We start from the raw sequence: 26,768 nt of genomic DNA, 5'->3' as shown, positions 1-26,768 counted from the left end.
ATGCAACGCTACTCGGGCTTCGGCCTCTTCAAACACTCCCTCAGCCATCACGAAAACTGGCAGAAAATGTGGCGCACGCCGACCCCTAAAAAGGTCTATGACGTGGTCATCGTCGGCGGTGGCGGGCATGGTCTGGCGACCGCCTACTACCTGGCCAAAGAGCACGGCATCACCAACGTGGCCGTGGTCGAGAAAGGCTGGCTGGGCGGCGGTAACACCGCGCGCAACACCACCATCGTTCGCTCCAACTACCTGTGGGATGAGTCGGCGCACCTGTACGAACACGCGATGAAATTGTGGGAAGGCCTGTCCCAGGACCTGAACTACAACGTGATGTTCTCCCAGCGCGGCGTTTACAACCTGTGCCACACCCTGCAGGACATTCGTGATTCCGAGCGTCGGGTCAGCGCCAACCGCCTCAACGGCGTGGACGGCGAATTGCTCGACGCCAAACAAGTGGCCGACGAGATTCCGTACCTCGACTGCTCGAAGAACACGCGCTACCCGGTGATGGGTGCAACCGTCCAGCGTCGCGGCGGCGTGGCCCGTCACGATGCCGTGGCGTGGGGCTTTGCCCGTGCCGCCGACGCACTGGGCGTGGATTTGATTCAACAGACCGAAGTGATCGGTTTCCGCAAGGAAAACGGCGTGTGCATCGGCGTTGAAACCAACAAAGGCTTCATCGGCGCCAAACGCGTCGGTGTAGTGACCGCCGGTAACTCTGGGCACATGGCCAAACTTGCCGGTTTCCGTTTGCCGATCGAATCCCATCCGCTGCAAGCGCTGGTGTCCGAGCCGATCAAACCGATTATCGACAGCGTGATCATGTCCAACGCCGTACACGGTTACATCAGCCAGTCCGACAAGGGCGACCTGGTGATCGGCGCCGGTATCGACGGCTACAACGGCTACGGCCAGCGTGGTTCGTACCCGGTGATCGAGCACACCGTTCAGGCCATCGTCGAGATGTTCCCGGTCTTGTCCCGCGTACGCATGAACCGTCAGTGGGGCGGCATCGTCGATACCACGCCGGATGCGTGCCCGATCATTTCGAAAACACCTGTACCGAACATGTTCTTCAACTGCGGTTGGGGCACCGGCGGCTTCAAGGCAACACCTGGCTCGGGCAACGTGTTTGCCGCGAGTCTGGCCAAGGGTGAAATGCACCCATTGGCTGCACCTTTCTCCATCGACCGTTTCCACAACGGTGCGTTGATCGACGAACACGGCGCTGCTGCGGTTGCCCACTAACAGGAGAAATCCCCATGTTGCATATCTTCTGTCCTCACTGCTTTGAGCTGCGCTCCGAAGAGGAATTCCACGCATCCGGCCAGGCGCACATCCCGCGTCCACTGGATCCGACCAACTGCACCGACGAGGAGTGGGGCGACTACATGTTCTTCCGCGATAACCCTCGCGGCCTGCACCACGAGCTGTGGGATCACGTCGCCGGTTGCCGTCAGTACTTCAACGCCACCCGTGACACCGTGACCTACGAGATTCTCGAAACCTACAAGATCGGCACCAAGCCGCAGTTCACCGACAAGACCGATAGCCCGAAAGCGGCCGCCACGGCTCTGGGAGAGAAGGTATGAGCCAGATCAATCGCCTGTCCAACGGCGGACGGATCGACCGCAACAAAGTGCTGAGCTTCACCTTCAATGGCCAGACTTACAAAGGCTTTGAAGGCGATTCCCTGGCCGCGGCCTTGCTGGCCAACGGTGTCGATATCATCGGTCGCAGCTTCAAGTATTCCCGTCCGCGCGGCATCTTTGCCGCTGGCGCCGAAGAGCCGAACGCTGTGCTGCAAATCGGCGCGACCGAAGCCACGCAGATCCCGAACGTACGCGCCACGCAACAAGCGCTGTATCAAGGTTTGGTCGCCACCAGCACCAACGGCTGGCCGAGCGTGAACAACGACATGATGGGGATTCTCGGCAAGGTCGGCGGCAAGCTGATGCCGCCGGGCTTCTACTACAAAACCTTCATGTACCCGCAATCGTTCTGGATGACTTACGAGAAGTACATTCGTAAAGCCGCTGGTCTTGGCCGCTCGCCGACCGAGAACGATCCGGACACCTACGACTACATGAACCAGCACTGCGACGTGCTGATCGTCGGCGGTGGCCCTGCTGGCCTGGCCGCTGCTTTGGCAGCAGCCCGCAGCGGTGCGCGCGTAATCCTCGCCGATGAACAGGAAGAGTTTGGCGGCAGCCTGCTCGATTCCCGCGAAAGCCTCGACGGCAAGCCAGCCAGCGAGTGGGTTGCCAGCGTCATCGCCGAACTGAAAGACACCCCGGACGTGCTGCTGTTGCCGCGCGCCACGGTCAACGGTTACCACGACCATAACTTCTTGACCATTCACGAGCGCCTGACCGATCACCTCGGCGACCGCGCCCCGATTGGCCAGGTGCGTCAGCGCATCCACCGCGTTCGCGCCAAGCGTGTAGTGCTGGCGACCGGCGCTCACGAGCGTCCACTGGTTTACGGCAACAACGACGTGCCGGGCAACATGCTCGCCGGCGCTGTGTCGACTTACGTTCGTCGTTACGGCGTGGCACCGGGCAAAAAACTGGTGCTGTCGACCAACAACGATCACGCCTATCGCGTTGCTCTGGATTGGCTCGATGCCAGCCTGCAAGTCGTCGCCATCGCCGATGCCCGCAGCAATCCGCGCGGTGCGCTGGTTGAAGAAGCGCGCGCCAAAGGCATCCGCATCCTGACCGGCAGCGCCGTGATCGAGACACGTGGCAGCAAGCATGTGACCGCCGCTCGCGTTGCCGCGATCGATGTCAAAGCGCACACCGTGACCAGTCCTGGTGAGTGGCTCGATTGTGACCTGGTTGCCAGCTCCGGCGGTTACAGCCCGGTGGTTCACCTGGCGTCGCACTTGGGTGGCAAGCCGATCTGGCGTGAAGACATCCTCGGTTTCGTACCGGGCGAAGCACCGCAGAAGCGCGTATGCGTCGGTGGCATCAACGGTGTGTACGGTCTCGGCGATTCCCTGGCCGATGGTTTTGAAGGCGGTGCTCGCGCAGCCAGCGAAGCCGGTTTCAGCGGGGTCGAAGGCACCTTGCCGAAAGCCCTGAGCCGTCTGGAAGAGCCAACACTGGCGCTGTTCCAGGTGCCGCACGAAAAGAACACCGCTCGTGCGCCGAAGCAATTCGTCGACCTGCAAAACGACGTCACCGCGGCCGCCATCGAACTGGCGACCCGCGAAGGCTTCGAGTCGGTCGAGCACGTCAAACGCTACACCGCACTGGGCTTCGGCACTGACCAGGGCAAGCTCGGCAACGTCAACGGTCTGGCCATCGCCGCCCGTTCGCTGAACGTGACCATCCCGCAGATGGGCACCACCATGTTCCGTCCGAACTACACGCCGGTGACTTTCGGCGCTGTGGCCGGTCGTCACTGTGGGCACATCTTCGAGCCTGTGCGTTTCACCGCGCTGCATCACTGGCACGTGAAGAACGGCGCAGAGTTTGAAGACGTCGGTCAGTGGAAACGTCCGTGGTACTTCCCGAAAAACGGTGAAGGCCTGCACGCCGCCGTGAAGCGCGAATGCAAAGCCGTGCGCGACAGCGTCGGCCTGCTGGACGCTTCGACCCTGGGCAAAATCGACATCCAGGGCCCGGATTCGCGGGAGTTCCTCAACCGCATCTACACCAACGCCTGGACCAAGCTCGACGTGGGCAAGGCCCGTTACGGCCTGATGTGCAAAGAAGACGGCATGGTGTTCGACGACGGCGTAACCGCCTGCCTCGCCGACAACCACTTCGTGATGACCACCACCACCGGCGGCGCTGCACGCGTGCTGCAATGGCTGGAAATCTACCACCAGACCGAATGGCCAGACCTGAAGGTGTACTTCACTTCCGTGACGGATCACTGGGCAACCATGACCCTGTCCGGGCCGAACAGCCGCAAGCTGCTCAGCGAAGTCACCGACATCGATCTGACCAACGAAGCCTTCCCGTTCATGACCTGGAAAGAAGGTCTGGTCGGCGGTGTCCCGGCGCGGGTGTTCCGGATTTCGTTTACCGGTGAACTGTCGTACGAAGTCAACGTGCAGGCCGACTACGCCATGGGCGTGCTCGAGAAAATCGTCGAGGTCGGCAAAAAGTACAACCTGACCCCGTACGGCACCGAAACCATGCACGTGCTGCGGGCCGAGAAGGGCTTCATCATCGTCGGTCAGGACACTGACGGGTCGATGACTCCGGATGACCTGAACATGGGCTGGTGCGTCGGTCGCACCAAACCGTTCTCGTGGATCGGCCAGCGTGGCATGAACCGCGAAGACTGCGTGCGTGATCAACGCAAACAGTTGGTCGGCCTGAAGCCGATTGATCCGACCAAATGGCTGCCGGAAGGTGCGCAACTGGTGTTCAACACCAAGCAAGCGATCCCGATGACGATGGTCGGTCACGTCACCTCCAGTTACTTGCACAACTCCCTCGGCTATTCGTTTGCCATGGGTGTTGTGAAGGGTGGCTTGAAGCGTATCGGTGAGCGCGTGTTCGCACCGCTGGCCGATGGCAGCGTGATCGAGGCGGAAATCGTTTCTTCGGTGTTCTTCGATCCGAAAGGCGATCGCCAGAACGTTTAATGGCCTCGGGTCCTGTGGGGTGCCTGCTACTGCCTTCGCGAGCAGGCTCGCTCCCACAGGGGAACGGGGTCAAATGTGGGAGCGAGCCTGCTCGCGAAGGCGGCGGCACTGCCACCACAAGGGCCGGAACCAACAGAATTCAGGAACAGGTGCTTTATGACCGCAGCCAATGTTTACCAACAACGCCCAACCACTGGGGCCAAGGCCGAGTCGTCGCTGCATCACGCCGACCTCGCCAGCCTGGTGGGCAAGGGTCGCAAAAGCGCCGGCGTGATCGTGCGCGAGAAAAAACTCCTCGGCCACCTGACCATTCGTGGCGATGGCCATGATGCGGCGTTCGCTGCCGGTGTGCACAAAGCCCTCGGTATCGAATTGCCGGGCGCGCTGACCGTCGTCGTCAAAGGCGAAACCAGCCTGCAATGGATGGGGCCGGATGAATGGCTGCTGATCGTGCCGACCGGTGAAGAATTCGCCGCCGAGCAAAAGCTGCGTGAAGCGCTGGGCGATCTGCACATTGCGATCACCAACGTCAGCGGCGGCCAGCAGCTACTCGAACTGAGCGGCCCGAACGTGCGCCAGGTGCTGATGAAGTCCACCAGCTACGACGTGCACCCCAACAGCTTCCCGGTGGGCAAGGCCGTCGGCACGGTGTTTGCCAAGTCGCAACTGGTGATCCGCCATACCGCCGAAGACACCTGGGAACTGCTGATTCGCCGCAGCTTCTCGGATTACTGGTGGTTGTGGTTGCAGGATGCTGCCGCCGAATATGGGCTTAGTGTTCAAGCTTGAGATCGACCCCTCACCCCAGCCCTCTCCCCAGGGGGGAGAGGGGGAAAGGGAGCCGATCTCTAGCGTTTTCAAAACCTGAGTTCACCTTGATGTTTCAGGTCGATATAGCTCCAAGAGTACCTCGCTCAGTCCCCTCGCCCCTTTGGGGCGGTCCGACGTTTCGGGAGGGTTAGGGTGAGGGGTGGAATTCCCTGACACCCAGCACAAAGAACAGGAGTCACCGCACTATGAGCCGCGCCCCAGACACATGGATTCTGACCGCCGACTGCCCAAGCGTCCTCGGCACCGTGGACGCGGTGACCCGCTTTCTGTTCGAGCAGGGCTGCTACGTCACCGAGCACCATTCCTTCGATGATCGGCTTTCGGGCCGCTTCTTCATTCGCGTGGAATTCCGCCAGCCCGACGGCTTTGACGAACAAGCCTTTCGCGCTGGCCTCGAAGAACGCGGCCAAGCCTTCGGCATGATCTTCGAACTGACACCGCCGCACCATCGACCAAAAGTGGTGATCATGGTCTCCAAGGCCGATCACTGCCTCAACGATTTGCTCTACCGCCAGCGCATCGGCCAATTGTCAATGGACGTGGCCGCCGTGGTTTCCAACCACCCGGACCTCAAGCCGTTGGCGGACTGGCATCAGATTCCGTATTACCACTTCCCGCTGGACCCGAACGACAAGCCGTCGCAGGAACGTCAGGTCTGGCAGGTGATCGAAGAGTCCGGCGCCGAACTGGTGATCCTTGCCCGCTACATGCAAGTCCTGTCGCCCGAGCTGTGCCGCAAACTCGACGGCAAGGCGATCAACATCCATCACTCCCTGCTGCCGGGTTTCAAGGGCGCCAAGCCTTATCACCAGGCCTACAACAAGGGCGTGAAGCTAGTGGGTGCCACGGCGCATTACATCAACAACGACCTGGACGAAGGCCCGATCATTGCCCAAGGCGTAGAGGCCGTGGACCACAGTCACTACCCCGAAGACCTGATCGCCAAAGGGCGGGATATCGAAGGGCTGACCTTGGCGCGGGCCGTTGGTTATCACATCGAGCGACGAGTGTTTTTGAACGCCAATCGCACGGTCGTTCTTTAGATCGCCATCGCGAGCAGGCTCGCTCCCACAGGGATTTGTGTCAGTGCACAGATCTCGGACACACCAAAGATCCATTGTGGGAGCGAGCCTGCTCGCGATGAGGCCCTTACAGACAACACAAGACACACAAGACACACAAGCAATAACCCGAGCAATCAACGCGCCGCCGATCCATGGCGACGCGACCGCTACATAAAAACAACAGCGAGGTGAAAGCATGTCTGGCAATCGTGGTGTGGTGTATCTCGGCAACGGCAAAGTCGAAATACAGAAAATCGACTATCCCAAAATGCAGGACCCGCGCGGCAGGAAGATTAACCACGCTGTCATCCTGCGTGTGGTGTCCACCAACATCTGTGGTTCCGACCAGCACATGGTGCGCGGCCGTACCACCGCTCAAACCGGCCTCGTACTGGGCCACGAAATCACCGGTGAAGTGATCGAGAAGGGCAGCGACGTCGAGAACCTGCAGATCGGCGACCTGGTTTCCGTACCGTTCAACGTAGCGTGCGGGCGCTGCCGTTCCTGCAAGGAAATGCACACCGGCGTCTGCCTCAGCGTTAACCCGGCGCGTCCGGGCGGTGCTTACGGTTATGTCGACATGGGCGACTGGACCGGCGGTCAGGCTGAATACGCGATGGTGCCGTATGCCGACTTCAACCTGCTGAAACTCCCGGATCGCGATCGCGCGATGGAAAAAATCCGCGACCTGACCTGCCTCTCCGACATCCTGCCGACCGGTTACCACGGCGCAGTGACGGCCGGCGTTGGCCCAGGTAGCACGGTGTACATCGCCGGTGCCGGTCCGGTCGGTCTGGCTGCTGCCGCTTCCGCTCGCCTGTTGGGCGCAGCGGTGGTGATCATCGGTGACGTCAACACCGTCCGCCTGGCGCACGCCAAGGCTCAGGGTTTCGAAATCGCCGACCTGTCCCTGGACACCCCGTTGCACGAACAGATCGCTGCGCTGCTGGGCGAGCCTGAAGTGGATTGTGCCGTCGACGCCGTAGGCTTCGAAGCGCGCGGTCACGGCCATGACGGCGTGAAACACGAGGCTCCGGCCACCGTGCTCAACTCGCTGATGGGCGTGGTTCGGGTTGCCGGCAAAATCGGTATCCCAGGCCTGTACGTGACTGAAGATCCGGGTGCAGTCGACGCAGCCGCGAAGATGGGTAGCCTGAGCATCCGCTTTGGTCTGGGCTGGGCCAAATCCCACAGCTTCCACACTGGTCAGACGCCAGTCATGAAGTACAACCGCCAGCTGATGCAGGCGATCATGTGGGACCGTATCCACATTGCCGACATAGTTGGTGTTGAGGTGATCAGCCTGGATGACGCGCCACGTGGTTATGGCGAGTTCGATGCGGGCGTGCCGAAGAAGTTTGTGATCGATCCGCACAAACTGTTCAGCGCGGCGTAAGGCTTCACGCAAAACAAAACGGCAACCCCAGGGTTGCCGTTTTTTTTGGCTAAGATTGTTGGTGAGTCTGAGAGCCACCCCTCACCCCAGCCCTCTCCCCATAGGGGAGAGGGGGAAAGGGGGCCGATCTCTATGCTTTTCAAACCTGTCGTGGTCAACTAATTCCGGACACCTCGATAGGTGATTTTGATGCCATCGCCCGTTCATAAACTGTCGGTGGCAGATATCCCAGTTTCGAGTGCAGCCGTTCGTTGTTGTAAAACCCAACGATGTACTCAGTGATGTCGCGTATCGCCTCGCCATGGTTGGCGTAATCACGTCGCCATACCCGCTCCATTTTCAAGCTCAGGAAGAAGCGCTCCATCACTGCGTTATCCCAGCAGTTACCTTTACGGCTCATGCTTTGCTGCATGTCACTTCTTGCCAGCAGCGCTCTGTAGCTCGCACTCGCGTACTGGCTGCCGCGATCCGAGTGGGCGATCAAGCCGGGTGGCGGTTGACGTTGAGCAACCGCCAGCTGCATTGCACTGCACACCAGTTCAGCGGGCATGTTCGGCGCCATTGACCAGCCCACTACCTTGCGTGAGAACAAGTCCAGCACCACAGCCAGATACAGCCAGCCACTGCGGGTTCGGATGTAGGTAATGTCTGCTACCCAGGCCTTGTTCGCCGCCTCGGGTTCAAATTGGCGGTTCAATACATTTTCAGCAATCGGCAGGTCATGTTTGCTGTCGGTGGTGTGCACAAATTTACGCTTCCAGGCCGAACGCAGGCCGTTGACGCGCATCATGCGGCGAATCTTGTAAATGCCTACTTCCATACCCTTTGCACGTAACGCTTTACGCAATGGGCGACTGCCATAGCAGCCGCCACTTTCAGCAAACGACGCCTTGAGTTGCAGAGCAACGGGGCAGATCGATGCAGGAGCCTCAGCGCGCTTGTTTGCCTCGTAGAAGCCGGATCGACTAACCCCCAACAAACGACACACATACGCCACCGAATAAGCCTTCTGTTGCAGCTGCCGAACCAAGCGGTACGTTACTTCAGCTCGCGGGCAAAGAAGGCGGTGGCTTTTTTTAATACATCGTTATCCATCTTGAGTTGACGGTTTTCTTGCTCCAACTGACGAATACGCTGTTGCTCAGAGGTCAACGGCTTGCCGATCCCGGCTTGTCCCAACTTCTCGGCCTCATACTGTTGTACCCAGCGTCGAACGGCCGTATCACCAATATCAAGATCACGACAAACCTGTGAAACACTCAGGCCCTGGTCCTTGATCATCTTTACAACTTCCAGCTTGAAGCTGTCGTCGAATACTTTACGTTTGTCGGTCATGGAGAACTCCTCAATAGGTGCATTTTCCACCTATCGGGGTGTCCGGGGAAATTAGACCACTGCAACCTGAGTTCGACTCAGGAATTTCAGGTCGATGTAGCTCTAAGAACACCTCGGTCGGTCCCCTCTACCTCTGGGAGAGGGCTAGGGTGAGGGGTGGTTTACAACGCCGCCAACGCCCCTTGATACAACACCGGCCCCGTCGGTTGCCCCGTCGGTGAACCTCCCTGCGGCTCCAGACTCACCGCCAACGCAATCGGTTTGCCAATCAGCGCTTTCTGCAAATCACTCAGCTCTACACGGCCCTTCCCGCCTGCCGGAATCACACCAAGGGAAATCGGCTTCCCATCCGCTGGAATCGCCCACAACTCCAGGCTGCGCCCCGGATCAACCGCCGCCAGCGTCAGCGGCTCAACGTTCAAGTAATCCTTATGCGCTTCAACCTTCAGCGCAGGCTGCGCGTCGGCCGTCAGCAGTGTGGCGCTGTAACGTGCATTGTCGAGGTTGTAGAACACGCCCAAGGTCACGGCGATCACCAGCGAGCAAACCGCAGCCGTCACTCGCAACCAGCTCCAGAACCGACGTTTTTCTGGCATATGCAGCACTTGCGGCTCAATCCGCGCCGTAATTCCCTGCCACACCCGATCCGGTACCGGCTGCTCGGGCAGTGTGTCGGTCAGGCTCGCGAGGCTTTCTTGCCAGTGAGCCAATTCAGCACGAAGCGCCGCGTCTTCCAGCAACAACTGTTCGAAACGCCGACGAGCGGCAGAAGGCATCAAACCAATGGCGTAATCGGCGGCGAGGGCGCGGCGCAAGGTCGGGGTTTGATAGTTCATGATTCAAGGCACCTGCGCAGTCGCTCCATACCGCGGCGGATCCAGGATTTCACCGAGCCCAGCGGCGCGGCCAGGTGTTCGGCCAGTTCGGAACACGACAACCCCTGAAAGTAAGCGACGGTGATCGATTGACGCTGCATGCCTTCAAGGCTTTCCAGGCACCGGTTCAAGGCGCGGGCCTCACGGGCACTGCTGAGCTGTTCGTGGGCCGAAGGACTTTCATCCTCCAGCGCCTGTTCTTCAAGGTCGCTCAACGGCCGGTCGCGGTGTTTGCGCAACTGATCGATGGCCTGATTGCGGGTGATGTTGATCATCCAGGTCAGCGGCGCCGACAGGTGCGCCTCATAGCGCGAGGCGTTGTTCCAGATGCGCACGAAGCTTTCCTGCAACACTTCTTCAGCCAGATCCGGCCGCCCCATGAAGCGCAGCGCTACGCCATGCAGCCGTGGGCCGACGCTGCGGTAAAGCGTCTCGAAAGCGCGGCGGTCGCCCAGTGAGCACTGGGCCAGAAGCTGCCTGAGCTGATCGGCGTCGGCGATGGGAATGGCAGTTCTCCAGGCAATCGAGTTGGGCTGCGTGAGGTGTCGGTTGCAGGCAGAGGTTAGTTCACGGGGCGCGGTTATTCCATTCACGGGCGGCCACCTCGGAAACCGCCGACCCTGATGCGCAGGGCCAGCGGCATCCTTCAGCTTTTCGGCATCAGTACTTTGTCGATGACCTGAATCACGCCGTTAGACTGGTACACGTCATAAGTGGTGATGTCGGCGACGTCACCTTTTTCATCCTTGATGGTGATGTTGTGCGGGCCGTTCATCATCGCCCACAACTTGCCGCCCGCGACGGTGGTCAGTTCAGCCTTGCCGCCACCAGCCTTGATCTTTTCAGCCAGGGTCATCATGTCGAGTTTCCCGGCGACCACGTGGTAAGTGAGGACGTGAGTCAGGGTCGCCTTGTTGGCGGGTTTGAGCAGGTTATCGACCGTGCCGGCCGGCAGGGCGGCGAAGGCCGAATTGACCGGGGCGAACACGGTGAACGGGCCTTTGCCCTTGAGGGTATCCACCAGGCCAGCGGCTTTCACGGCGGCGACCAGGGTGGTGTGGTCGGCGGAGTTCACCGCGTTATCGATGATGTCTTTGCTCGGCATCATGCTCTGGCCGCCGACGATGACCGCGTGGCTTGTGTCTGCCGCTTGCACGGTGTTCAGGACGAATCCGCCGCCAAGGGCCAGGGTCAGCAAGCTGGCAATCAACGGCGTTTTGATCGAAGTGCGTTTCATGGTGATGATCCTCGTGCAGGGAATCGGTCAGGAATGTCTGTCCGTGCTTGATATACGCGGGCGGGGACAGACTGGATGCAGCGCCGGTACATTCTTTTTCGACTGTTCGTCAGGGGCTCGCCAAGGCTGGGAACAATCCCCCGGGATGCCAGTCCAACACACAGTTTTTCGCCGCCCATTGCCGGGCGGTTTTTATGGCGCATGAGGATGTCTGGATGAAGATTTCACGCGGTTTTGCACTGGCTTCGCTGATGTGTCTGGCGGCCAGTCCGGTCTTTGCTCAGTTCAGCCTGTTCGATGCGGCCAATGCCATCTCCGGCACGCAGGGCGATGACGCCGCCGCAGCCGCGCCGACCGCGCAGACGGCCGGTCTGCTAAGTGCCCTCAGCCAGTTAAACGTGACGCCAGAACAAGCCATTGGCGGTGCCGGGGCGATGCTCGGTCTGGCGAAGAATCAATTGAGTTCGACCGACTACTCCGAGTTGGCCAAAAGCGTGCCCGGAATCGACTTGCTGTCCGGTGGCGGTGAACTGGGCCTCCTCAGCGGCTTGCTGGGCTCGTCCGGTCAAGCGGCAGGTCTGGGCAACGTCTTGGGCAACGTGAGTAACACCAACGACCTGAACAGTGCCTTCAGCGCGTTGGGCATGGACACGGGCATGATCGGCCTGTTTGCCCCCGTGCTTCTGCAATTTTTCGGTCAGCAGGGCGTCGGCGGGTCGCTGCTGACAAACCTGGGCGGGATCTGGGGCGCAGGCGCAGTCACCGGTACCTGATTCAGCGGCGCTCGGCGCGCAACGCGTCGATGCGCTGGTCCTTCTCGATCCAGAGCTGGTTGACCCGGTTCTGGATGGTTTCGCGAAACTCCGCATATACACACGCAGAGCGTGGGAACGATCTACTTGATAACGGTCTAAAATTCCGCTGCCCACTCCTCAAGGAAGCCCATTACGTGAAATCCCTCCTTGCACTGCTTTCCCTCATAGCCCTGCCGGTCCTGGCCGCTGAGCCGACCCTGTACGGGCGCTACGAATACATCGCGCTGCCGGAAATCGGTGGTGAAGTCCTCAAGGCCAAGATGGACACCGGCGCCCTGACCGCGTCGCTGTCGGCCAAAGACATCGAAACCTTTACCCGCGATGGTGACGAGTGGGTGCGTTTCCGCCTCGCCACCAAAGGCGCGAGCAACAAGGTCTACGAACACAAGGTCGCGCGGATCAGCAAGATCAAGACCCGCTCCGAAGAAGACGAGGACGACAACGAAGCGGTCGAACCCACCAAGCGTCCGGTGGTCGATCTGGAACTGTGCCTGGGCAACGTCAAGCGCACCGTGGAGGTCAACCTCACCGACCGCAGCAGCTTCAACTACCCATTGTTGATCGGTGCCAAAGCCTTGCGTGAGTTCGGCGCGGCGGTGAACCCGGCACGGCGCTTTACCGCGGACAAACCCGACTGCTGATTTCAAGTGGTCTCATTGACGTGACGTGAGCCTTGGGGCACCGTTCGCCCACTTAACTCCCGGGCTCGGACGCCATGCCTCATATCCTGATTGTCGAAGACGAAGCGGCGATTGCCGACACCCTGATTTTCGCCTTGCAGGGCGAGGGCTTCACCACCACCTGGCTGAGCCTTGGCGCCGCTGCGCTTGAGCATCAGCGCCAGACTCCTGCCGATCTGATCATTCTCGACATTGGTCTGCCAGACATCAGCGGCTTCGAGACCTGCAAGCAATTGCGGCGTTTCAGCGAAGTGCCGGTGATCTTTCTCAGCGCCCGTGATGCCGAAATCGATCGCGTTGTGGGCCTGGAAATCGGTGCTGACGATTACGTGGTCAAGCCGTTCAGCCCTCGCGAGGTGGCGGCACGGGTCCGGGCGATTCTCAAACGCATGGCGCCGCGAGCGACCGCCGAGGTGTCATCGGCGCTGTTTCGCATTGACGGCGAACGGGTGCAGATCAGCTACCGCGGTCAGCTTCTAACCCTGACCCGCCATGAATTCCGTCTGCTGCAATGCCTGCTGGACCAACCCGAACGCGTCTTCAGCCGCGAGCAATTGCTCGATGCGTTGGGCGTCGCCGCCGATGCCGGGTACGAGCGCAGCATCGACAGCCACATCAAGAGCGTGCGCGCCAAATTACGCCAGGTGAAAGCCGACGCGGAACCGATCCAGACCCATCGCGGCCTCGGCTACAGCTACAGCCCGGGGCGTAGCTGATGCCTCTGGGGATCCGGATATTCCTGGTCTACGTATTGTTCATCGGCCTGACCGGTTACTTCGTGCTGAACACCGTGATGGAAGAAATCCGTCCCGGCGTGCGCCAGTCCACCGAAGAAACGCTGGTCGACACCGCCAATCTCATGGCCGAAATCCTGCGCGACGACTTCAAGGCCGGCACCCTGAACCAGAACCGCTGGCCCGAGCTGCTCAAGGCATATGGCGAACGGCAACCGAAGGCGAACATCTGGGGATTGCCGAAGAATCAGGTCAACCACCGGATCTACGTTACCGATGCCAAGGGCGTTGTGGTGCTGGACTCCAGTGGTGTGGCAGTGGGGCAGGATTACTCGCGCTGGAACGACGTTTTACTGACCCTGCGCGGCGAATACGGCGCTCGTTCCAGCCGCAGCGACCCGGACGATCCGAACTCCTCAGTGATGCACGTCGGCGCCCCGATTCGCGACAACGGCCAGATCATCGGTGTGGTTACCGTGGCCAAACCCAATAGCTCGTTGCAGCCATACGTTGATCGCACCGAACGGCGATTGCTTGCCTGGGGGGCCGGATTGATCGGCCTCGGTCTGGTGTTCGGCGCGTTGTTGTCGTGGTGGTTGAGCGCGGCGCTGCGACGATTGACGGCTTATGCTCAGGCCGTCAGTGAAGGCCGGCGGGTCGAGGTTCCGCACTACCGGGGCGGCGAACTGGAGCAACTGGCGACGGCGGTGGAGCAGATGCGCACGCAGCTCGAAGGCAAAGCCTACGTCGAGCGTTACGTGCACACCTTGACCCACGAACTGAAAAGCCCGCTGGCGGCGATTCGCGGCGCGGCGGAGTTGCTGCAAGGCGAAATGCCGCTGGCCCAGCAACAGCGTTTTGTCAGCAATATCGACAGCGAAAGCGCGCGGATGCAGCAGTTGATCGAGCGCCTGTTGAATCTGGCCCTGGTCGAGCAACGCCAAGGGCTGGAAGAGCGGGTGGCGGTGCCGCTCGCGAAGTTGGTGGATGAATTGCTGAGCGCTCAGGCGGCGCGCATCGAAGGCAAGCAGTTGCGCGTGGAACAAACCATTGCCGCGGATCTGGTGCTGACCGGTGAACCGTTCCTGTTGCGTCAGGCGCTGGGCAATCTGCTGGAGAACGCTTTGGATTTCACCCCGGCTCAGGGCTTGCTGCGGTTCAGCGCCGAGCGCATTGGGCAGCAGATCGAGTTCAGGCTGTTTAACCAGGCGGAGGCCATTCCCGACTATGCGTTACCGCGTTTGAGCGAACGTTTTTATTCCCTGCCGCGACCGGACAGCGGGCGCAAGAGCACGGGGTTGGGGCTCAACTTCGTTGAAGAGGTGGTCAAGTTGCATGGTGGAGCGGTGAGCATCGGTAATGTCGGCGACGGCGTTGAAGTGACTTTGCGCCTGCCTTAAAACCGAGTCGCTTCCATCGCGAGCAGTCTCCACACACTCTCCACATTGCGCCCATAAATTCCCCACACACCCTTCCCAGACTCTCCCCATCCAAACAGGGAGAGTCCCATGAACCGCAGCCTGACCATAAAACTCGGGGCAATTGCCCTTCTGATTCTGTTGTTGCTGATCCCGCTCCTGATGATTAACGGCGTGATCCAGGACCGCCAGCAACTGCGCGACGGTGTTCTCGAAGACATCGCCCGCAGTTCCAGCTACAGCCAGCAACTCAGCGGGCCGCTGATGGTGGTGCCGTATCGCAAAGTGGTGCGCACCTGGAAGCTCAACGAGAAAACCAACGAGCGTTACCAGGAAGTGGGTGAAGAGCGCGGCCGTTTGTATTTCCTCCCGGAACGCTTCGAACTCGACGGGCAGGTCCAGACTGAACTGCGGTCCCGGGGCATTTATGAGGCGCGTCTGTTTCATGCGGACAACCGCATCAGCGGGCATTTCTCGCTCCCGGCTCAATTGGGTATCAACGAAGATTTCGCTGATTACCAGTTCGACCAGCCATTTTTGGCGGTCGGGATCAGCGATATTCGCGGCATCGAAAATGCCCTGAAACTCGAACTCAATGGCCAGAAACTCGACTTCGTCCCCGGTAGTCAGGTGGGCTGGTTGGGGGAGGGCGTGCATGTCACCCTGCCGGCACTCGACGCGAAACAAGCCACGGAACTGGCCTTCGGTTTTGACCTGCGACTGCAAGGCACTGGCCAGTTGCAGATTCTTCCGGTGGGCAAAACCAGCAAGGTTTCGCTGGCCGCCAATTGGCCGCATCCGAGTTTCATCGGCAACTACCTGCCGGCCCAGCGTGAAGTCAGCGATCAGGGTTTCACCGCCAACTGGCAGACCTCGTTTTTCTCCACCAATTTGCAAGAGGCCTTGAGCAGCTGTGTGTCCGGCGGCGGTTGCGAAGCCTATACCGGCCGCAGTTTCGGGGTGAGCTTCATCGACCCGGTGGATCAGTACCTGAAGAGCGATCGGGCAATCAAGTATGCGTTGCTGTTTATCGTCCTGACCTTCGCCGGTTTCTTCCTCTTCGAAGTGCTGAAAAGCCTCGCGGTACACCCGGTGCAATACGCGCTGGTGGGCGTGGCCCTGGCGTTTTTCTATCTGCTGTTGCTGTCGCTGTCCGAGCACATCGGCTTTGCCCTGGCGTACCTGCTGTCGGCGGGCGGCTGTGTGTTGTTGATCGGTTTTTATGTCTGCCATGTACTGCGCAGCGTGCGTCACGGCTTGAGTTTTTCGGCGGGATTGGCGGCGTTGTATGGCTTGCTCTACGGCTTGCTGAGTGCAGAGGATTACGCGTTGTTGATGGGTTCGCTGCTGTTGTTCGGGTTGTTGGGCGTGTTTATGGTGCTGACCCGCAAGCTGGACTGGTATGGGATTGGGCAGAAGTCGGCCAAGCCGTTGGTGTTTGATATGGGAGCGGTGGAATGAGCCGGTCGTTGGGGTTGCGCGAGGATCAGCGGGAGGGAGAGGTGTTGGCGACGCGGATTGCGGTGTTGTTTCCGTTAGATCCGGTGTGGTGCCATCGCGAGCAGGCTCGCTCCCACAAGGGATCTCCAGTGAACACAGGGCTTGTGCAAATCGAAGATCAAATGTGGGAGCGAGCCTGCTCGCGAAGAGGCCCTGACAGCCAGCGAAGTTCTAAACCTTCGGCATAGTCGCCAGCATTGAAGGCCGCTGACTCACCTCGAAGTACCAGTTCGCCAGCTTCGGGTTCGTCGTGCGCCATTCCAGATCCGGATGGCGCAAATCCAGGTAGCCCAACGCACAGGCAACGCTGATCGCCGCCACATCGAAATGGCTGGTCAGCTCGGCAATCGCGTCCACTTCCAGCAATGCCAGGCCGCGACGAATCTTCTCGCGCTGGCCATCGAGCCATGTGTCCCAGTGTTTTTCCGGGGCACGCAGGGCGACTTCATAACGAATCAGCACCGCAGCGTCCATGATCCCGTCGGCCAGGGAGGCCAGGGTCAGGCGCCGCCAGCGGGCCGAGCCGTCGCGCGGTATCAGCGGGTTGCCGACGTGCTGGTGGTCGAGGTAATCAAGGATCACCCGGCTGTCATGGATGACGTTGCCATCGGCCAGGCGCAAGGCCGGAATTTTACCCAGCGGATTGTCTTCGTTGAGTATCAGGTCCGGGCTGACCGGTGTGAGCACGCAGTCTTGCAGCGCCACGCGGTCCTGTTGACCGGTTTCATGCAGCAGCACCATGACTTTGCGAACGAAGGGCGACAACGGGTTGTGGAACAGGGTCATGCTGGGGGCGGACATGGCAGCGTCTCGGAGTGGGGGAGTGCTGGGCAGCATAGCGCGTGGATCCGGGAGCTCAAACGGTTGGCAATCGAACCCAAAGCGGATGTCGTCGTGTGATTGCAGCGATCTGTAGCCCTGTAGCAGCTGCCGAGCAGCGCGAGGCTGCGTTCGGCTCGGGCCGCGTTCGGACGCAGCGGCCGCAGTCCGGCAAACGCGATTTATCTGAAGCAACTCGATCGCATGATTCACGACTGCTGCGCAGCCGGACGCAGCCTCGCGCTGCTCGGCAGCTGCTACAGGAGTCCGCCAATCGATTTGGATCAGCGGCGTTGCAGCAGGCCGCGCAGGGCAAGGGCGGCGGGAACGCCCAGGCCCAACCAGCTCAATGCGTCCCACACGCCATCGCCCAGTAGCGCGGCAAACAACCCCGCGGCACTGAGCAGGGCGATAACCGTGGGGGTGGAAAAGGCCTTCCAGAAATTCGACTGCCGCGGCCTCATGCTGGACTCTCCGCGTTCTCGAGCACAGGTTTCGCAGCCTTGCGCCGCACCACCCACAGGTAAACCCCGCTACCGAGGACGATGATGGTCAGCCCATCCAGGATCGCCCAGAGGATCTTCATCGGCATGCCGCCGTAATCACCGAAGTGCAACGGTTGAGACATGCCCATGGCGTCCATGTACCACGGGCGTTCGGCCACGGCGGTGACTTGCAGGGTACTGGCGTCGATCAGCACCGGTGTCAGCAGGTGCGAGGTCAGGTGGGTGCTGCCTTTCATGAACACCGCGTAATGGTGTTCGCTGGAGAATCGTGTGCCGGGGAAGGCGATGAAGTCCGGCTGCATGCCCGGTGCGACTTCCTTGGCGATGTCGAGCAAGCGGGTCGCGGGCGCCAGTTCTGTCAGTGGCGGCGCATCGCGGTACGGCGCGACCATCGCGCTCAGGCTGTCGTTGCGCCACGCGGCGATCAGCAGGTCGGCGCAAGCGCTGATGACGCCGGTGACGCCGACCACCAAGGCCCAGGTCAGCGTCACCACACCGATCAGGTTATGCAGATCGAGCCAGCGCAGGCGGGCGGATTTGTCCTGGCGCACGGTGGCAAATTTCAAACGCCGCATGAACGGCAGGTACAGCACCGTCCCGGACACGATCGCCACCACGAACAGAATGCCCATGAACGCCAGCAGCAACTTGCCCGGCAGACCGGCGAACATGTCCACGTGCAGGCGCAACATGATCATCATGAAGCCGCCATTGGCCGACGGCATCTCCAGCGCTTCGCCGGTGCGGGCGTCGAGCATGAAGGTGTGAGACGAATTCGGTTCAGTGCCGGCGGTGGCCGCCATGATCGTAATCGCGGCGTTGGGCTCGTCTTCATCGAAGCCGAAATACTGCATGACCTCGCCGGGACGATGCTGTTCAGCCGCCTGCACCAATTGCTGCAAATTCAGCAGCGGGGTGTCCGCCGGCATTGCCTTCAATTCAGCGGCATCGCCCAACAGGTGGTCGATCTCGTGGTGAAAGATCAATGGCAGGCCGGTCAGCGCGAGCATCAGCAGGAACACGGTGCAGATCAGGCTGGTCCAGGTGTGGACGAAGGACCAGCGGCGAATTGTTTTGCTTTTCATTTCCAGGCCTTCAGAAATACCGAAGCCGTCCTTGAAGGACGGCCTGGATATCAGGTGTGTCGGATCAAGCCGTTACCACTTGTAGCCGACGCTGGCCACTACGTTGCGACGGTCGCCGTAATAGCAGTAAAAACCGTCGCAGGTCGAAATGTATTCTTTATCGAACACGTTGTTGGCATTGACGCTGAGACTCACACCCTTGAGCGTATTGTTCAGGCGGCCCAGGTCGTAATGGACTGCCGCGTCATAGACGGTGTAGGAACTGCTATGGCCATCTGATGGATCGCGTACGAAGCCCATGCTGCCGATGGCGATATTGTCGGTTTCGCCGATATAGCGCACGCCGAAGCCGATTCCAAAGCCATCCAGAATACCTGTATGCCACGTGTAATCAGCCCATGCAGAAGCCTGGTTTTCTGGGGTCAGTGGTAGTGGGCGGTTTTTATCCAGAGGGTCGGTGACTTTAGTCATCTTGCTGTTGGCGTAGGTGTACGCGGCCGTCAATTTCAAGTTCTCGTTGACGTTACCGGTAGCTTCCAACTCGAACCCGCGCACATTGGCCTCACCCAGTGGGCGAGATACACCGAGGGTGTCACTGAGTACGATGTCTTTGCGGGTCAGGTCATAGGCAGCTGCGGTGAACAGGATGTCGCTGCCCGGAGGCTGGTACTTGATACCGACCTCATATTGTTTGCCAGTGCCTGGACGGAAAGCCGCGCCATTGGCACCACCGGCTTCTGCCTGGAAGGATTCGGCGTAGGAGATGTAAGGTGTAAAGCCGGAGTCGAACACGTAACTAAGCGCCGCGTTGCCGGTGAAGGCGGTGTCGTCGCGAGTGTCCTTTGCATCGTTCATGTTGTAGAAGGTCGTGTCGGTGTGCAGCCAGTCCTGACGGCCGCCCAACGTCAGGCGCCAATTATCCAGGTCCATCTGGTCCTGGAAGTACAGGCCGGTGTCATGGGTCTTCTGGTTGTAATCATTGAACGCGGTGTAGCTGACGTTGCTAAAGTCCTGGCCGTAAATCGGGTTGATGATATTGCTGGTCGGCGCACTGCCAAACAGCCATTTGTAATTGGTGTTGACGCGCTGGTGGTCCAGGCCCAGCAATACTGTGTGCTTGATCGAACCCGTGTCGAAATCCGCCTGGAAATTGTTATCGACGGCGAACTGACTGATGTCTTCGTTGACGACGTTGGCACCTCGGGCCAGGGTACCGTCGTCACTGACCGAACCGAAAAAGCCGCCTGAAGTTATGCCTTGGAAGGACAGGTCGCTCTTGGTGTAGCGCAGGTTCTGACGGAACTGCCAGACATCGTTCATCCGGTGCTCAAAGGCATATCCCAATGCGTAATAGGTCTTGTCGTAGAACTCCCACTCCGGATCACCGAGATTCTTGTGGTACTTCACTTCGCCTGCAGGTGTTGAAAGTTTGGTGCCTTGTAAAGGAAGGAACTGGCTTGTGATGCCTGTGTCGTCACGGTTGAACTGACTCAGGAACGTCAGCTTGGTGTCGGGGTCGATGTTCCATGTCAGGCTGGGGGCGATGTTGTAACGCTTGTCGTCGTTGTGCTCGATGGCTGTGTTGCTGTCCCGCACCACGCCGCTGACACGGTAAAGAAAGCGCCCTTCATCATCGATGGGGCGGGTGCTGTCGAAGCTGATCTGTTTGCGCTGATAGCTGCCGATCTGCAATTGCACTTCGTTGCTGGCAATGTCTTCAGGGCGGCGGCTGACCATATCGATCAAACCACCAGGAGGCGTCTGGCCGTAGACCGACGACGCAGGGCCACGCAGCAAGGCGACACGTTCGAGATCCCAGGTTTCCATCTTCGGCATGGTATAGGTGCCTTTGGGTAGGGGCAGTCCATCGAGGAATTGGGTGGGCTCAAATCCACGAACCTTCAACCACTCGGCGCGGCTATCGCTGCCGTAGCTGCTGGCTACGACGCCGGGCATGTAACGTACTGCGTCATCCAGGTTTTGTACGGCGCGGTCTTGCATCTGTTCACGGGTTGCAACAGAAATTGACCGCGGTGCCTCCGCCAGTGCCGTATCGGTTTTAGTCCCGGCTGCCGTACGTTTGGCGAGGTAACCTTGCACCGGTCCCCAGGCACTTTCGGTGTTTTCCACGCCAATCACGGCGGTTTCCGGCAGGGCCATTACGCCTTCGGGCACGGCCACCAGGCTATAAGTGCCAGCGCTGCTTTGTTCCAGTTGCAGACCGCTGCCGCGCAAGGCTTCGCGCAGGGCGCCGGCTGCGTCGAATTGGCCTTTGACCGGCGCCGAGGTTTTGCCCGCCGCCAGTGAAGGATTCAACGACAGCGCCAGGCCGGCCTGGCTGGCGATCTGGTTCAGGGTGCTGGCCAATGGCGCGGCCGGCAGGTTGTAGGCGCGAACGCTGGACGCCTGTTCAGCGGCGATCAGCTGATTGCTGGCCAGAGGGGCACAAAGGGCAATGGCAATCGCCAGCAAACTGGGGCGCAACAAGGTGTCTAGCGAACGGGACATACAGCGGCTCCTGAATGGAAATATTTCTCAATTGCCTAGGTGCCGAACGAGAATTCAAAAGTGATAGGGCTGATTGAAAATAATTTCGATTCAGTAAACAAGTGGTTATGGATTGTCAGATGTCATCAGGTTTGTGGTGAAGCCGATGACCCCTTCGCGAGCAGGCTCGCTCCCACAAGGGAACGCATTTCAAATGTGGGAGCGAGCCTGCTCGCGAAGGCGTCTTACCTGGCTCAACATCACTTGGCTTCAGCCTTCGTCACCGTTACCCACCACGGCGTGTGCTGTTCGATCTGCACCGGCAGGGTCGGCAGCAGGGCGCTCAGGGCCAGATCGGTGTCATGCAGCGGGAAGCTGCCGGTGATGCGCAGGTCGGCGATTTCAGGTGCAACACCCAAATGCCCGCGTCGATAACGACCGAGTTCATGAACCAGGTCCTCCAGCCGCGTGTTGTCCACCACCAGCATGCCGCGGGTCCAGGCATCGGCGCCGAGGTTGAGCGCGACGATCGGCCCGAGGCCATTGCTGCGCATCAGGACTTGCTGGCCTTCACGCAGAATCTGCTCTTCAGGGCTCGACTCGGGGTGGGCCGCCACCGCCGATTTCAGCACGCTCAGGCGCGTGCCTTCTTCTTCGCGCTTGATCAGGAACCTTGTCCCTAACGCGCGCATGCTGCCTTCGCGGGTTTCGACGATAAATGGCCGAGCGTCTCCATGGCCGGTTTCGACGAGGATTTCCCCTTCCTGGAGGATGATCAGCCGTTGTTTTTCATCGAAACGCACATCCACGGCACTGTGGGTGTTGAGGTTGATCAGCGTGCCGTCGGTCAGGCGCAGGGTGCGTTGCTCACCGGTGGCGGTGCGCTGGTCGGCCAGCCAATAGTCGATCGGCAGATAACGATCACCGGCGAACAACGCCAACCCGATCACCGCGACGATACTAGCCATGCCGCTGCCGAGTTTGCGCACGCGCCGGCGAATGCTTTCGCGCGATTGCAGCAACGCGGTGCGTGCCGGGCCGCTGGCAACGCTGAAGCGCTGGTCGAGCATGCCCAGTTGGCGCCAGGCCCGCGCATGCTCTTCGTGGGCGGCGTGCCATTTGGCGAACTCCTCGCGCTCCACCGGGTTGCCGGAGTCCAGGGACAATTGCCAGGCAATCGCGGCATCCAGCACCTGTGCCGAGACGGGTTTGGAGCTGGTCGGACTCATACCGGCTCACCGTACAGCGCGATGTAGCACTGACGAATGCCCTGGGTCAGGTATTGACGCACCCGCGGCACTGACACGCCCAGGCGCTCGGCGATTTCGGTGTGGCCGAGGCCGTCGAGACGGTTATAGAGAAACGCCGCCCGGGCTTTGCTAGAGAGCTTGCCGAGCAGGCGGTCGATGGCTTTGAGGTCTTCGAGGATCAGTTGCTGTTCTTCCACCGACGGTTGTTCACCTGCGGGGATCAGCATCAGTTCAGTGAGGTAGGCCTGTTCCAGCGCGGCGCGGCGGAAATAGTCGAACAGCAGGCCCTTGGCAATCGCCACCAGAAATGCGCGCGGCTCGCGCGGCTCCTTCAGTTCTTCACGACCCAGCAAACGCACGAAAGTGTCCTGGCTCAGGTCTTCGGCTCGTTGCGGACAGGCTACATTGCGTCGCAGCCAGGCCAATAGCCAACCGCGATGGTCGCGATACAACGCACCAACGAGCTCACTTTGAGGGCTTTGGACTGACGACACGCAGCATCACCGATTGGGAAGTGTTAACTAACGAGAATTGTTCGCGATTGTGGCAGAGGCGGGGGAGGTAAGCAATTGGCGCTGGTCGGGTTGGAATAACCAGTTTTTTTGACCCGCACGGATCTTGTAGCAGCTGCCGAAGGCTGCGTTCGGCTGCGCAGCAGTCGTAATATCAGTCACCGCGGTGCGTCATGTGAATCTCGCGGGCAGAGTTGACGACTGCTGAGCAGCCGAACGCAGCCTTCGGTAGCTGCTACAAAGGATTGCGGTGGCTGTTAGAAAGAGGGCGCTCGCTGCCGTCGCTTCCACTGATTCATCCGCTGCTGCAGATTCAACGGGCTATGAATCTGCAGCTGCCGCGCCCGGCTGAACAAAATCAACGCCAGTTCAGCGGTGGCCAACGCATCGGCACTGGCATTGTGGCGCTCGAACACTTCCAGTTTGAACCAGTCGATCCACTCATCCAGCCCGGCATCGCGAATGTGCGCCTGAGGGCAAAGCAGCGGCGCGATATCAGCTACATCCAGAAATGGATGCTGCAACTTGTAGCCCAGATGATCTTTCAAGGCGCGCCCGAGCATGTGCTGATCGAATGGCGCATGAAACGCCAGCACCGGACTGTCGCCAACAAACTCCATGAATTCGACCAGGGCCTGAGCAGGGTCGCTGCCAGCGGCAATCGCACTCGGCCCCAGGCCATGGATCAGCACGCTGGGAGCCAACTTCATGTCGGCACATTGCAACGTGCGTTCGAACTGCTGGCTGAAATCGATCGCGCCGTCCTCGATCACCACCGCGCCGATGGACAACACCCAGTCTTTGTTCAGGTTCAGCCCGGTGGTTTCCAGGTCTAGCACCACCCAGCGCTGTTCGCGCAGGCTGCATTCGCCAAGCTCTGCCGCCGAAGGCAAGCGTTGCAGACGTTGTTGAAGTTCGCCGGGAAGGCTCGGACCTGTCGGGCGCAGCCATGAAAACAGGCTCATAGCTGATACCGCAGGGCCAGGCTGCTTTGCAGGCGTTGTGCCTGGCGCAGGGATTCACGCAGGATCCGTCGATCCAGATGATTGAGGCTGTCTGGATCGACCCGGTTGGAGTAGGGCAAGTTCTCCCGGGTCTGTAGCTGATGTTGCTGCATGCGGGCTTGCTGGATGAAGTGATAGGCCTCTTCGTACGCCGCACCGTCCAGCCGTTCGATGACTTCTTTGTCCACCAGTTGGCGAAAGCGCTCCAGCGTGTTGTTCGCCTCGATCCCATGTGCCAACGCAAGCAGTCGGGCACCGTCCACAAACGGCGTCAGCCCCTGGATTTTCAAATCCAGGGTGGCTTTCTCGCCATTCTTGCGAGCCAGTACGAACTCACGGAAACGTCCTACGGGCGGACGGTTGCGCAGGGCGTTCTCGGCCATCATCCGTTGGAACAGTCGGTTGTCATTCACCTGATCGAGAATGCCCTGGCGCAGCTGCTCGCAGCCTTGCTCGTCACCCCAGACCACCCGCAAGTCGAAATAAATGCTCGAGCCCAACAGGTTCTCCGGCGTTGCCTCGCGGATAAACGCAGCAAAACGTCGTGACCACTCGGCCCGGGACAGACACAGCTCAGGGTTGCCGGCCATGATGTTGCCCTTGCACAGGGTGAAACCGCAGAGCGCCAGGCTCTGGTTGATCTGCTGGGCAATGGGCAGCAATTTGCCGCGAATCTCGGCGGCATGGGCCGCGTCCCGGGCTTCGAACAGAATGCCGTTGTCCTGATCGGTGTGCAGCGTCTGTTCGCGACGGCCTTCGCTACCGAAGCACAGCCAACTGAACGGAATGCCGGGGTCACCTTTCTCGGCGAGAGTCAGCTCGATCACCCGGCACACGGTGTGGTCGTTGAGCAGGGTGATGATGTGCGTGATCTGGGTTGAAGAGGCGCCGTGGGCCAGCATGCGCTCCACCAGTTGGCCGATCTCGCCGCGCATCGCGACCAGATTTTCCACCTTCTGGGCGCTGCGGATAGTCCGCGCCAGATGCACCAGATCGACCCGTTGCAGGGAAAATAAGTCACGTTCCGAGACCACGCCGCACAGGCGATGGTCCTTGACCAGACAGACGTGGGCGATGTGCCGCTCGGTCATGGCAATTGCCGCATCGAAGGCGCTGTGGTCCGGCGACAGGTAAAACGGCGCCTGGGTCATGTGGCGCACGATGGCTTCGTTGAAGTCGTTAGTGCCGTCGGCGACCACATGGCGCAGGTCGCGCAGGGTGAAAATCCCCAGCGGCGCTTTATGTTCGTCGACCACCACAATGCTGCCGACCTGCTGCTCATGCATCAAGGTCACGGCTTCACGCAGTGGCGTGGTCGGGCTGCACGTCACCGGATGGCGCATGGCCAATTCGCCCAGGCGGGTATTGAGCGAGTATTGGGTGCCGAGGGTTTCCACGGCTTTTTGCTGGACTTGCTGGTTGACCTGATCCAGCAGGCTGCTCACGCCGCGTAGGGAAAAGTCGCGAAACGCGTTGGAAAGCGCGAACAGTTTGATGAACGCCTGCTTGTTCAGCTGTAGGCAAAAGGTGTCTTCGGAGGCCAGATGTTCGGTACGAGTCGCGCGCTCACCCAGCAGCGCGGCGAGGGGAAAACACTCGCCGGTGGTGATTTCGAAAGTGGTTTCGGTGCCGCCCTTGGCCGTGTGGGGCCGTTCACCCACGACCCGGCCTTGTTTGACGATGTAGAAATGTTCAACCGGGCCGTCGGCGGGCTTGATGATGCTCTCGCCGGGGGCATAAAAACGCAGCTGACACTGTTCGACCAGGTACGCCAGGTGGGCGTGCTCCATTTGATTGAAGGGCGGGAATCGCTGAAGGAATTGCAAAGTGCCTTGGATGTTCTGCAACACCGCGGTTTTCCCTGCCTGTGTGAAGGCGTCCGCTTTACTCATAACCATTACCGCAGTCTTTTTTGAATTGTTGTTGTCGGATGACTTAGCCATGGTCGGCCCCTGCGCGCAGGGTGCCCATTGGACGTAAGTCTAGGTAGGCAGTGAACCTGTCGGTATTTGGGAAATGTCTGACGCAACTGTGGGAAAAACCTCCTGCATTGGCTATAGGAAAACTTTCCGACGAAGTGCACATTGAAGGTCTGCTTAGCGATGTCTGACGGATGAGCTAGGGAATAGAAATGAAAACGTAGAGTAAGCCATGTCCGACCACGATATTTTGAGCGACGCCGAGCGCGAGGCGCTGAGTGCCGTCATGCAGGAACCTGACCTGCCGCCGCAGCGGGTGCTGATCGTCGACGACGATAAAGACGCGCGTGAGTTGCTGTCGGAGATTCTGGCGCTGGACGGGGTGCGCTGCATGACTGCCGCCAGTGGCGAAACTGCACTCAAGATGTTGGAGACGATGCCATCGATTGGCCTGGTGATTACCGATCTGCGGATGGGAAATGTCGATGGTCTGGACCTGATCCGTCAGGTCCGTGAATCGGTTCGGGCGGCAATGCCGATCATCATCGTTTCCGGTGACGCCGACGTGAAAGATGCGATCGCTGCGATGCACTTGAGCGTGGTCGACTTCCTCCTCAAGCCTGTCGATACCGGCAAGCTGTTGGCGCTGGTCAAGCATGAGCTGGGAATGGATGTGTAGGAACCGATTTGAA

At 60.0% G+C, this 26,768-nt stretch carries 24 protein-coding genes; 12 read left to right on the top strand and 12 right to left on the bottom strand.

All coding sequences use genetic code 11. From position 1 onward, the window contains the following. From QFW87_RS27170 to fdhA, 6 genes are all read left to right on the top strand, one after another. Positions 1-1,251: a sarcosine oxidase subunit beta gene (locus tag QFW87_RS27170; RefSeq protein WP_038981138.1), complete on the top strand. Its 1,251-nt coding sequence runs from the start codon at positions 1-3 to the stop codon at positions 1,249-1,251. Between the two features lie 14 nt (positions 1,252-1,265). Further along, positions 1,266-1,595 carry a sarcosine oxidase subunit delta gene (locus tag QFW87_RS27165; protein ID WP_283189289.1) on the top strand — a complete coding sequence of 110 codons (330 nt, stop codon included), beginning with the start codon at positions 1,266-1,268 and terminating at the stop codon, positions 1,593-1,595. Next, on the top strand, positions 1,592-4,609 hold the full coding sequence (locus QFW87_RS27160) for a sarcosine oxidase subunit alpha (protein ID WP_283189288.1): 3,018 nt from the start codon (positions 1,592-1,594) through the stop codon (positions 4,607-4,609). The genes QFW87_RS27165 and QFW87_RS27160 overlap by 4 nt, the downstream gene beginning before the upstream one ends. Positions 4,610-4,765: 156 nt before the next feature. Beyond that, positions 4,766-5,398 carry a sarcosine oxidase subunit gamma family protein gene (gene soxG / locus QFW87_RS27155; RefSeq protein WP_134420538.1) on the top strand — a complete coding sequence of 211 codons (633 nt, stop codon included), beginning with the start codon at positions 4,766-4,768 and terminating at the stop codon, positions 5,396-5,398. A 227-nt stretch (positions 5,399-5,625) separates the two neighbouring features. After that, complete coding sequence (gene purU, locus QFW87_RS27150; RefSeq protein WP_283181956.1) at positions 5,626-6,483, top strand: formyltetrahydrofolate deformylase; 858 nt, start codon at positions 5,626-5,628, stop codon at positions 6,481-6,483. A gap of 217 nt (positions 6,484-6,700) precedes the next feature. Beyond that, the gene (gene fdhA, locus QFW87_RS27145; RefSeq protein WP_007947729.1) at positions 6,701-7,900 is read left to right on the top strand and encodes a formaldehyde dehydrogenase, glutathione-independent; all 1,200 of its coding nucleotides are present in this window, start codon (positions 6,701-6,703) and stop codon (positions 7,898-7,900) included. Positions 7,901-8,054: 154 nt separating this feature from the next. Here fdhA and QFW87_RS27140 read toward each other — a convergent pair. The 4 genes from QFW87_RS27140 to QFW87_RS27125 form a co-directional block, all read right to left on the bottom strand. Continuing rightward, positions 8,055-9,235, bottom strand: a protein-coding gene (locus tag QFW87_RS27140; protein ID WP_283180883.1) for an IS3 family transposase whose coding sequence is annotated in 2 segments (ribosomal slippage) — positions 8,055-8,980 and positions 8,980-9,235 — 1,182 coding nt in all. Because the reading frame shifts where the segments join, the coding sequence is not laid out codon by codon here. A gap of 161 nt (positions 9,236-9,396) precedes the next feature. Further along, positions 9,397-10,071, bottom strand: coding sequence for an anti-sigma factor (locus tag QFW87_RS27135; RefSeq protein ID WP_283181955.1), 675 nt, complete (start codon positions 10,069-10,071; stop codon positions 9,397-9,399). Beyond that, positions 10,068-10,703 (bottom strand): sigma-70 family RNA polymerase sigma factor, encoded by a 636-nt coding sequence (locus tag QFW87_RS27130; RefSeq protein WP_283189287.1) that lies wholly within the window; start codon positions 10,701-10,703, stop codon positions 10,068-10,070. Before QFW87_RS27130 ends, QFW87_RS27135 begins: the two co-directional genes overlap by 4 nt. Positions 10,704-10,756: 53 nt before the next feature. After that, positions 10,757-11,347: a fasciclin domain-containing protein gene (locus QFW87_RS27125; protein WP_283189286.1), complete on the bottom strand. Its 591-nt coding sequence runs from the start codon at positions 11,345-11,347 to the stop codon at positions 10,757-10,759. A 215-nt stretch (positions 11,348-11,562) separates the two neighbouring features. Here QFW87_RS27125 and QFW87_RS27120 point away from each other — a divergent pair, with 215 nt between their 5' ends. The 5 genes from QFW87_RS27120 to creD all read left to right on the top strand — a co-directional run bounded on the left by QFW87_RS27120 (position 11,563) and on the right by creD (position 16,455). After that, positions 11,563-12,120 carry a DUF2780 domain-containing protein gene (locus tag QFW87_RS27120; protein ID WP_283189285.1) on the top strand — a complete coding sequence of 186 codons (558 nt, stop codon included), beginning with the start codon at positions 11,563-11,565 and terminating at the stop codon, positions 12,118-12,120. Between the two features lie 176 nt (positions 12,121-12,296). Further along, positions 12,297-12,803: an ATP-dependent zinc protease gene (locus QFW87_RS27115; RefSeq protein WP_283189284.1), complete on the top strand. Its 507-nt coding sequence runs from the start codon at positions 12,297-12,299 to the stop codon at positions 12,801-12,803. Between the two features lie 74 nt (positions 12,804-12,877). Beyond that, positions 12,878-13,558 carry a two-component system response regulator CreB gene (creB, locus tag QFW87_RS27110; protein WP_150658457.1) on the top strand — a complete coding sequence of 227 codons (681 nt, stop codon included), beginning with the start codon at positions 12,878-12,880 and terminating at the stop codon, positions 13,556-13,558. Continuing rightward, complete coding sequence (gene creC / locus QFW87_RS27105; protein WP_283189283.1) at positions 13,558-14,976, top strand: two-component system sensor histidine kinase CreC; 1,419 nt, start codon at positions 13,558-13,560, stop codon at positions 14,974-14,976. Before creB ends, creC begins: the two co-directional genes overlap by 1 nt. Before the next feature lie 108 nt (positions 14,977-15,084). After that, on the top strand, positions 15,085-16,455 hold the full coding sequence (gene creD, locus QFW87_RS27100) for a cell envelope integrity protein CreD (RefSeq protein ID WP_283189282.1): 1,371 nt from the start codon (positions 15,085-15,087) through the stop codon (positions 16,453-16,455). Positions 16,456-16,665: 210 nt separating this feature from the next. Here the strand turns inward: creD and QFW87_RS27095 are convergent, their stop codons facing one another. The 8 genes from QFW87_RS27095 to QFW87_RS27060 form a co-directional block, all read right to left on the bottom strand. Beyond that, positions 16,666-17,295, bottom strand: a complete 630-nt coding sequence (locus QFW87_RS27095) for a glutathione S-transferase (RefSeq protein ID WP_283181947.1) — start codon at positions 17,293-17,295, stop codon at positions 16,666-16,668. Between the two features lie 302 nt (positions 17,296-17,597). Continuing rightward, entirely contained in the window at positions 17,598-17,777 is a 180-nt protein-coding gene (locus QFW87_RS27090; RefSeq protein ID WP_283189281.1) for a hypothetical protein, read from the bottom strand. Then, positions 17,774-18,904 carry a PepSY-associated TM helix domain-containing protein gene (locus tag QFW87_RS27085; protein ID WP_283189280.1) on the bottom strand — a complete coding sequence of 377 codons (1,131 nt, stop codon included), beginning with the start codon at positions 18,902-18,904 and terminating at the stop codon, positions 17,774-17,776. The genes QFW87_RS27090 and QFW87_RS27085 overlap by 4 nt, the downstream gene beginning before the upstream one ends. 72 nt (positions 18,905-18,976) lie before the next feature. Beyond that, positions 18,977-21,412: a TonB-dependent siderophore receptor gene (locus QFW87_RS27080; RefSeq protein ID WP_283189279.1), complete on the bottom strand. Its 2,436-nt coding sequence runs from the start codon at positions 21,410-21,412 to the stop codon at positions 18,977-18,979. 239 nt (positions 21,413-21,651) lie between these two features. After that, on the bottom strand, positions 21,652-22,620 hold the full coding sequence (locus QFW87_RS27075; protein ID WP_283189278.1) for a FecR family protein: 969 nt from the start codon (positions 22,618-22,620) through the stop codon (positions 21,652-21,654). After that, positions 22,617-23,135, bottom strand: coding sequence for an RNA polymerase sigma factor (locus QFW87_RS27070; protein WP_283181942.1), 519 nt, complete (start codon positions 23,133-23,135; stop codon positions 22,617-22,619). Before QFW87_RS27070 ends, QFW87_RS27075 begins: the two co-directional genes overlap by 4 nt. Before the next feature lie 275 nt (positions 23,136-23,410). Next, the gene (locus QFW87_RS27065; protein WP_283189277.1) at positions 23,411-24,118 is read right to left on the bottom strand and encodes a 3'-5' exonuclease; all 708 of its coding nucleotides are present in this window, start codon (positions 24,116-24,118) and stop codon (positions 23,411-23,413) included. Beyond that, positions 24,115-26,055: a putative nucleotidyltransferase substrate binding domain-containing protein gene (locus QFW87_RS27060; RefSeq protein WP_283190959.1), complete on the bottom strand. Its 1,941-nt coding sequence runs from the start codon at positions 26,053-26,055 to the stop codon at positions 24,115-24,117. Before QFW87_RS27060 ends, QFW87_RS27065 begins: the two co-directional genes overlap by 4 nt. 253 nt (positions 26,056-26,308) lie before the next feature. Between QFW87_RS27060 and QFW87_RS27055 the strand changes: the two genes are divergently transcribed. Beyond that, positions 26,309-26,755 (top strand): response regulator, encoded by a 447-nt coding sequence (locus QFW87_RS27055; protein ID WP_134420510.1) that lies wholly within the window; start codon positions 26,309-26,311, stop codon positions 26,753-26,755. Positions 26,756-26,768 lie beyond the last annotated feature (13 nt).

The sequence above is a fragment of the Pseudomonas sp. PMCC200344 genome (assembly GCF_030053095.1).
In the GTDB taxonomy this organism is placed as follows: Bacteria; Pseudomonadota; Gammaproteobacteria; order Pseudomonadales; family Pseudomonadaceae; genus Aquipseudomonas; species Aquipseudomonas svalbardensis.
This window is presented reverse-complemented; position numbering and strand designations above follow the sequence as displayed.